This is a genomic window from Vibrio sp. Vb1026, from assembly GCF_033338745.1.
Classification (GTDB): Bacteria; Pseudomonadota; Gammaproteobacteria; order Enterobacterales; family Vibrionaceae; genus Vibrio; species Vibrio alginolyticus.
Genome location: NZ_JAWOTH010000007.1, coordinates 220,072 through 228,570 on the forward strand (window position 1 = coordinate 220,072; position 8,499 = coordinate 228,570).

The window sequence follows — 8,499 nt, forward strand, 5'->3', positions numbered from 1 at the left end:
TCTATCAGAATTTCGTACTGTTTAATTTTATCGTCACGATTAAAGTTTCTTCTATGAGGTGTATGTGTCTAGTCCCACTCTTACCGACAAAGTATTAAGAATGATCCGTCAGGATATTCTCGATGGCGAGCTTAAACCAGGTCAAAAACTCGTGGTTGCCGAACTCAAAGAGAAGTACAACGTAGGAGCGTCACCCATTCGAGAAGCATTGGTGCAATTATCTTGGAGCAAATACGTCAAACTCGAGCCGCAAAAAGGCTGCTGGGTTGCACCTGTATGTAAAGATGAGTTACATGACTTGTACGAAAGCCTACAAATGGTCTCCGCATGCTTACTCAGTAAGGCAATTATGATTGGCGATGAAAAATGGGAACTGGATGTACTAACTGCTTATCACAAGTTATCCCGAGTAAAACCTGGAGAAAGCTTTTGTTGGAGGGAATGGGAAGAGCGCCAAAATCAGTTTCTTACTGCGCTGTTTGAAGGTGCTGGCTCTGTCAATATGTTTGGGTTTTTCTGCGATCTACTCACGCAAATTAAACGCTACCAATACTTCGCGATGCAGATTTTAGGCACAGGGAACCCTGGGCACTGTAATCTCGATGAGCAAGAAATACTGATGAAGGCATCGCTAGACAAAAAGAGTCAGGATGCTTTAGGTTATCTAGAGCGTTATTTGAGACAGTCAATACAGTGTATCGAAGCCGCCATCGACAACCAATGTCGCATACTGGCTAGCGAATAACGCTGAGACTAAAAAGCGGGGGTCTATCCCCGTTTTTTCGTTTTTGTAAAAGCACTAAGCAATATCATCATAACTATGACATAGCGATACGCAGTTACGCCCTGCACTTTTTGACTCATACAAAGCAATATCAGCACATTTATACGTTCTTGTACGATCAGAGGTTAAATCACTATACCCAGCACTGACAGTAATGCCTCTATCACTACGCATTTGAACCGCGACACGTAGCCTATTCAATACAATTTCAGCCTCTTCTAGTGTTGTATGCGGCATAATCACTGCAAATTCCTCACCACCGACACGAGATACAAAGTCTGTGCTGCGGACTTCTTCTAGGAGGGTTTCTGCGACACTACAAATCACCTTGTCTCCTTCGTCGTGGCCAAGCTCGTCATTAATACGTTTAAAGTGGTCAATATCAAACAACGCCAAACAAGCAGGAGGGCTATCAGGATAGCGTTCAATAATCCCCGCATATTGCGCCAATTGCTCTTCAAATTTTCGGCGGTTCCACAACCCCGTCAAGCCATCTTTTTCGCTTAGGTTTCGTAATTTTTCTTCTAACTCTTTTTGCCCAGAGATATCCACCAGCGACGTAATGTAATAACTCACTTTACCTGATTTGGTTAAATTCGCCTGAATACGCATTATTGCAGTAAAGACTTGATTAAACTTAGTTCGACAACGAATCTCCCCTTCCCATACGTGTTCACTCTTCAGTGTTTTCCAGATACTCAGGTTTGCTTCGAGATCTTCAGGTAAGAGAATTAAATGATGTGCACTCCAACCTTGGGCATGCTTGGTTGAGTAACCCATCATGTTTTCAAACTCTTGATTAACCATGATGATTCTATGTGAAGCATCCGAGATCATCACCGCAGTCATACCATCAAGAGCAGCTCGAGCCAACTTCGATTCCATACTATGACGCCGATAATGCAGAGCAAGGGCTGCCGTCGGCAAAGTGAAGCCGAGCACCAAACTTAAAACAAAAAACGCTTCTTGGATTAAGTCATCAATATCCCTCTGAGCTCGGGATAATAACTGCTCATTGGTAAGATCAATAACCAGATGAAGAGGTTCGCTAGAAACAAACTGGATGGTGCGATACGCGACCAAATTCGAACCATTGTAAGCATAGCCCGAATCTTTTGAATTTAAACTACGCCAAATGTTTGGGTACATCCGGCCAAAATTAAATTGAGAGCGAGCGGGAATTATATGGCCATACAAACGAGCTGATTTAGGGCTATCAATGTAAAATCCGTCACTCTTAATCAGCTCAATATGGAAATCAAGCACTGACGAATAGTTGAGTCGAGAGGATAAATAGTCAATATCAACATTAAGCACAAGATACCCTTCGCGCTTTCCGTTAAGCGAAATAGGCATCAAAATACGCAGTGACGGGCTATAGGGATAGACTAACTCGCCATACTCTCGTTCTAAACCTATCCCCCACGAAGCGATTTCGCCATCGTCTAAGTTCTTAGCGAATTGAAAGTAATCTCGCTCTGACTTATTTTGCAATTTGATCGCGGGCAACGCAGCGCCTGTTTCAATCTCATAATTAATCCTCACTTTTTCTCGACCAGAAACATCAAGAAAGCGAATTTGCTTATACAACTTTTGATTGATTGCGACCGAGATCCACATGTCTTCTAAGATGGAACGGTTCACCCGGTTAGGTTGGCGCAGATATTCATACAGACTTTGGCTGTGACCAAGTAGGTCACTGATCGTTTCGATTTGATCCTGAATATTGCTGTATTCACGGCCAGTATAGGCCAATTGATGTAACGCTTCTTGAGCGGTGTTCTCAACATTGTTTTCTAACAACGTCAGATATTTCTGATAGTAGTAAGCGGCAGTGAGTGCACTAAAAAATAGTGCTGTCGCCAATAAGGTGCCGACTCGCTTAGGTACTTTCACACGTCTAATGCCTATCATGCTTACTAAAACGACAATTATATCATTAATTGTTATTTTCTAAACAAAAAAGCCACTTAGATTAAGTGGCTTTTCTATATGCAATCAGAGAGTTAAGGTTTGAGGGCTCGCTCTCCTCGCGCAATGCCAACGACACCACTACGAGCAACTTCGACAACTTCGGTCACTTCGGATATCGCTTGAATGAAGGCATCTAGCTTTTCACTCGTACCCGCAAGTTGTACGGTGTATTGGGAAGCCGTGACATCCACGATCTGGCCACGGAAGATGTCTGCCGTCCGCTTCACTTCTGCTCGCGCAAAACCACTGGCTTTCACTTTCACCATCATCAGTTCACGCTCAATGTGCTCATACTCGGTGACTTCTTGTACTTTCAGCACATCGATCAATTTGTGTAACTGCTTCTGAATTTGTTCCAACTGCATCTCATCAGATGTCGTGGTAATGTTCATTCGCGACAAGGTTTCATCATCAGTCGGTGATACCGTCAAAGATTCAATGTTGTAACCACGTTGAGAGAACAAACCAACAACACGAGACAACGCACCCGGTTGGTTTTCCAATAGCAATGAAATAATGTGTCTCATATTAAGTTCTCTCCGTTTTGCTTAGCCACATTTTATCCATACCCTCACCTTTGATTTGCATCGGGTATACGTGTTCGGTTTCGTCTACGTTGATGTCCACAAACACCAGACGATCTTTCATATCCAACGCTTTTTGTAGCCCTTCTTCGAGCTGATCAGGCGTTTCGATACGAATACCGACGTGACCATAAGCTTCTGCAATCGCTGCAAAGTCAGGAACAGAACTCATGTAAGAATTAGAGTGACGGCCTTGATAAATAATGTCTTGCCACTGTTTTACCATGCCTAAGAATCGGTTGTTCAGGTTGATGATCTTCACTGGAATGTCGTATTGCATGGCTGTCGACAATTCTTGAATATTCATCTGAATACTGCCATCACCAGTCACAACCACGACCTCTTCTTGTGGCATGGCAAACTTCACGCCCATGCCAGCCGGAAGACCAAATCCCATGGTGCCAAGACCACCAGAGTTTATCCAACGGCGCGGCTTATTGAATGGGTAGTACAGCGCCGCAAACATCTGATGCTGGCCCACATCAGACGCCACATATGCGTCGCCATTAGTTAGCTTGTGCAGCGTTTCAATTACTTGCTGTGGCTTGATTCGTTCTGGAGACGTTTCATAAGACAAGCAGTTGCGGTCACGCCATACTTGAATGTCATCCCACCATGCGGTGATAGCATCTTGATCATTTCCACTACCTTGCTCTGCAAGCAGCCCGAGCATGGTTGTCAGCACTTTTTCCGCAGAACCTACGATCGGCAAATCCACTTTCACGTTTTTCGAGATCGATGACGGATCGATATCAATATGCATCACTTTTGCGTTTGGGCAGTACTTTTCAAGGTTGTTGGTTGTACGGTCATCAAAACGCACACCGATACCAAAAATAAGATCCGCTTCATGCATTGCCATATTAGCTTCGTAAGTGCCGTGCATACCCAACATGCCCAGTGAGTTTTTATGTGTACCCGGGAATGCCCCCAAGCCCATCAAAGTACTCACAACGGGTAGGTTCAGTTTGTCGGAAAGCTCTAAAATATGTTCATGAGCGCCAGAAATCACCGCACCACCACCGATATAAAGCACTGGTTTTTTCGCTTCTAATAGCGATTTAAGCGCTTTTTTAATCTGGCCTTTATGGCCCGAAGTTGTCGGCTTGTAAGAACGCATTGAAAGCGTTTCTGGATATTGATAAGGCAGTTTGATTTGCGGGTTCATCACATCTTTTGGCAAATCAATCACAACTGGACCAGGTCGACCCGTAGTCGCGATATAAAACGCTTTTTTGATTGTTTCAGGAATATCTTCCGCTTTTTTTACTAAAAAGCTGTGTTTGACCACTGGGCGGGAGACACCAACGATGTCACACTCTTGGAAAGCATCATTACCAATTAGGCTATTCGGTACGTTACCCGAGATAACGATCATTGGGATAGAGTCCATATATGCTGTTGCAATACCCGTAATGGTATTGGTCGCGCCCGGCCCCGAGCACACAAGTACGACACCCGGTTTACCGGTAGCTCGAGCGTAACCATCTGCCATATGAGTGGCGGCTTGCTCATGCCTTACAAGTACGTGTTTGATTTGATCGGTTTTGGCATGCAGTGCATCGTAGATATCCAAAACAGAGCCACCTGGGTAGCCAAAGATCTGCTCTACGTGCTCTTCTATCAGAGATTGAACCACCATCTCTGCGCCTGACAACATTGCTGTCATAATTGCTCTCCTTAGCCAGTTTCCTCACCGTAAGGTCAACGGATTGGTCTGGTTTTACATAGTCTAGGTCTTATTCGTAGCCTAATCGAAATACTTCCACGTTTTCGGCTATGTCTTGCGTTCGTCATAACATCCCGCAAGGTTACCCAACAAATGTAACGTTTTATTATCAAAGGGTCTAATGAGAGATTGGTCTACTTTTTAAACAAGATACTAGTAATTAGAATGTTAGTAGGAATAGTAGCCACACATCTCCTATTTCACAGTACAACCTAAAAAGTTAACGCTCAAAAAAAGAGCATTATTTCATAAGCTTTTAGCTATAGGGTGCGAAATAGCGTTATTTGACGAGCAAAACAGAAAAAATCAATACAAACAAAAATCCCCAGCAATGCGCGATCACATCACTGGGGATTTTTTCATCAATATAAAATCTAAGTCAGCTTAAGTTACTTTTTATCCGACTTTTCCTTATACATTTCTTCAATTTCATCTTGGTATTTGTCATTGATGACTTTACGACGAAGTTTTTGAGTTGGCGTTAACTCACCATCATCCATAGAGAAAGCTCTTGGTAACAGTTTAAACTTCTTCACTTGTTCAAACTTTGCCAACTCTTTTTGAAGATCGTTCACACGCTTCTCAAGCATTTCGACCACCTGGTGGTGCTTAATCAACTCAACGCGATCGTGATATTTGATATTCAGCTCTTTCGCGTATTCTTCTAGCGAGTCATAACAAGGCACGATAAGTGCAGAAACAAACTTACGAGTATCCGCAATGACTGCGATTTGCTCGATGAAGTGGTCTTTACCAATCGCACCTTCAATCATTTGTGGAGCGATGTATTTACCACCTGAAGTTTTCATCAACTCTTTGATACGGTCGGTGATGAACAAGTTGCCATTTTCATCAATGTAACCAGCGTCGCCCGTTTTTAGGAAACCGTGCTCATCAAAGGTCTTTTCCGTCTCTTCTGGCATTTTGTAATAGCCACGCATCACCATTGGACCACGAACCAGAATCTCGTTGTTTTCGCCGATCTTAACCTGTGCGCCAGGCATCGACATACCAATAGAGTCGGGGTTAAAACATTTATCATCCCAACACGATACTGTCGCCGTGGTTTCAGTCATGCCGTAGCCCAACTTAACGTTGATACCAATCGCATGGAAGAATCGACCGATGGTTTCATCCAGCTTTGCACCGCCACAAGGCATAAAGTTGATTTGCCCGCCAAGTAGCGCACGCAGTTTGCTCAGAACCAACTTATCCGCCAAAGCGTATGACTTACGCAGCAAGAGCGATGGCTGACGTTTTTCTTGATGACAAGCGGCCATTTTTGCGCCCATGTTGACTGCCCAAGTAAACATGATCTTACGGTGAATCGGCGCGCGAGACACTTTCTCGTGAATCGCAGAGAAGATCTTCTCATAGAAACGCGGTACGGCACACATCACGGTAGGTCGCACCTGGCTCAGTGCATCACGTACTTGCATGGTGTCTTGCAAATAGCAGTTGGTCGCCCCTTTGTACAATACATAAAAGGTCCAAGCGCGCTCAAATACGTGTGACAACGGAAGGAAACATAATGACACGTCACTTTGAGAAAGGCTCAAGCGCTGATCGTGCCCTTCCAATTGCGCCGCAATGTTTGCGTAGTCCAACATAACGCCTTTTGGCTGCCCTGTTGTACCCGAGGTGTAGATCAGCGTGAGTAGATCATCTTCTTTTGCCTGATCTAAACGCGCATCCAATTCAACTTGATATGTAGTGTCGCCTTTGGCAACAAATGCTTGCCAAGAGATAACGAAATCATGATCGCCAAGTTCTATATCATCAGACATCGCAACAATGAGCTCTAACTGTTCGCACTGGTCGAAAATGCTCACGGCTGCATCAAATTGAGGCTGTTCACCAACAAACAGAACTTTGACGTCTGCATTGTTAATGATGTACGCCGACTGAGCGGCAGTATTGGTTGGGTAAATAGGTACTGTCACGCTGCGTAATTGCAGTGCTGCGATATCAGCGATCGTCCATTGCGGCATGTTGTTCGAGAAAATGCCGATCTTATCTTGGACTCCTAATCCCTGAGCCAAAAGTGCAAGTGATAAAGCATCAACTTGCTGACCAAATTGCGTCCACGTAATACCTTGCCACTCCTCACCCACTTTATGCTTGAGTGCAACGCGTGTACCACCGTTCGCAATTTGTTCACGAATACGTTTAACGATATGAAAATCTAACTTGGCCATTCTTTTACTTACCTTTTGGCTTACAGGCGTAAGCTAATTGAGCGAACAAGTGTACTCACGGCTTGCTAAAACGCAACTGACCAGTATCAAACTTATCACTAATAAGAGACAACTATCACTTATACGTCGCGTAACGTAACTCAAATTGCTGAATGATTACTCTATTTAACTTACTGTTTCGATTGTTGATTACGAAAACAAAAAGCCCCGAGAGACAAAAATCGCTCGGGGACCAATGAATTGTAAAAATTGATGATTACCAATATGGTCTAATCGAGAAGACCAAACGTCATCTTATTTTGCGGCAACGACTTCACCACAAGTGATCATCAGTTGATCGCGCAGCCAAATGTGGCCTTTATCTTTTTCGCTTGATTCATGCCAGCTTAAGAAGCCGCTGATTTCTTTGTTCGCAAATGGGAAATCAAGAATTTGCAGTTGATCGCTGTTTACCGCATTTTCCGCCATCCAACGTGGTGCAATAGTCACAAGCTCAGATTGACCCACCACGTATAGTAGGTTGCTTAAACTAGAACCTTCATACGCCGCTTGGCAATCCAGTTCACGGTACGCTTGCTCTGAGAAACTACGTTGGCCATGCACTTTCGATAACTTCGCATGCTTTTCGTTAAGCAGTTGCTCAGCCGTCACACCACCTTGAATGCGTGGGTGTGTTTTTGATGCGATAACCACTAATTCATCTTTGAAGATTTCAGTACTTGAGAAACCTTGCTCATCAAAACGAGCGTAGTCGATCACGAAATCAATTTCTTGGTAGCGCATACGCTCAGACAACAAACGGTCAAATTCTGCATCTAGGTGAAGCTGAACGTTTGGTGCTTGTTGATTCACTTTTGCCATGATCTTCGGAGCAAAACGCATGTCGCAAGGGCTGCAAATCGCAAGCTTGAATAAGCGAGTCGAAGATTCTGGCTGGAATACGGAGCTAGGAAGTTCATTGCGAATCAGCTGCAGTGCTTGGCGAATAGGACCAAACAGTTGACGTGCTCGTTGCGTAGGCTGAATACCACGGCCTTGGCGCATGAATAGCTCGTCGTTAAACATCACTTTTAAGCGTGCCACGGCGTTACTTACCGCCGGTTGAGACATGCCTAGGTTATGTGCTGCACGAGTAATATTTTGCTCTTGCATTACAGCATCAAATACAGTCAGTAGGTTTAAATCTACACCACGCAAAGTGCTTTCCATACGGTAGCTAGCAATTGCGCT

The 8,499-nt window shown here is 44.1% G+C and carries 6 protein-coding genes; 1 reads left to right on the forward strand and 5 read right to left on the reverse strand.

The annotated features are described in order from the left end of the window. Window positions 1-58: 58 nt before the first annotated feature. Window positions 59-745, forward strand: coding sequence for a GntR family transcriptional regulator (locus R7E47_RS13360; protein ID WP_258483281.1), 687 nt, complete (start codon window positions 59-61; stop codon window positions 743-745). A gap of 54 nt (window positions 746-799) precedes the next feature. Here R7E47_RS13360 and R7E47_RS13365 read toward each other — a convergent pair whose 3' ends face one another. The 5 genes from R7E47_RS13365 to calR form a co-directional block, all read right to left on the reverse strand. Next, window positions 800-2,680 (reverse strand): GGDEF domain-containing protein, encoded by a 1,881-nt coding sequence (locus tag R7E47_RS13365; protein ID WP_005379698.1) that lies wholly within the window; start codon window positions 2,678-2,680, stop codon window positions 800-802. 110 nt (window positions 2,681-2,790) lie between these two features. Further along, window positions 2,791-3,285 carry an acetolactate synthase small subunit gene (gene ilvN, locus R7E47_RS13370; RefSeq protein WP_005379697.1) on the reverse strand — a complete coding sequence of 165 codons (495 nt, stop codon included), beginning with the start codon at window positions 3,283-3,285 and terminating at the stop codon, window positions 2,791-2,793. A gap of 1 nt (window position 3,286) precedes the next feature. After that, window positions 3,287-5,011 carry an acetolactate synthase 3 large subunit gene (locus R7E47_RS13375; protein ID WP_005379695.1) on the reverse strand — a complete coding sequence of 575 codons (1,725 nt, stop codon included), beginning with the start codon at window positions 5,009-5,011 and terminating at the stop codon, window positions 3,287-3,289. 449 nt (window positions 5,012-5,460) lie between these two features. Next, the gene (locus tag R7E47_RS13380; protein ID WP_033906039.1) at window positions 5,461-7,269 is read right to left on the reverse strand and encodes an AMP-dependent synthetase/ligase; all 1,809 of its coding nucleotides are present in this window, start codon (window positions 7,267-7,269) and stop codon (window positions 5,461-5,463) included. A 294-nt stretch (window positions 7,270-7,563) separates the two neighbouring features. Then, a partial coding sequence (gene calR, locus R7E47_RS13385; protein WP_318084366.1) for a LysR family transcriptional regulator CalR occupies window positions 7,564-8,499 on the reverse strand: 936 nt, incomplete at its 5' end.

Coding starts and splice junctions, on each gene's coding strand:
- R7E47_RS13380 (WP_033906039.1), bottom strand. CDS start 7,269: ATGGCCAAGTTAGATTTTCATATCGTTAAACGTATTCGTGAACAAATT.
- R7E47_RS13375 (WP_005379695.1), bottom strand. CDS start 5,011: ATGACAGCAATGTTGTCAGGCGCAGAGATGGTGGTTCAATCTCTGATA.
- ilvN (WP_005379697.1), bottom strand. CDS start 3,285: ATGAGACACATTATTTCATTGCTATTGGAAAACCAACCGGGTGCGTTG.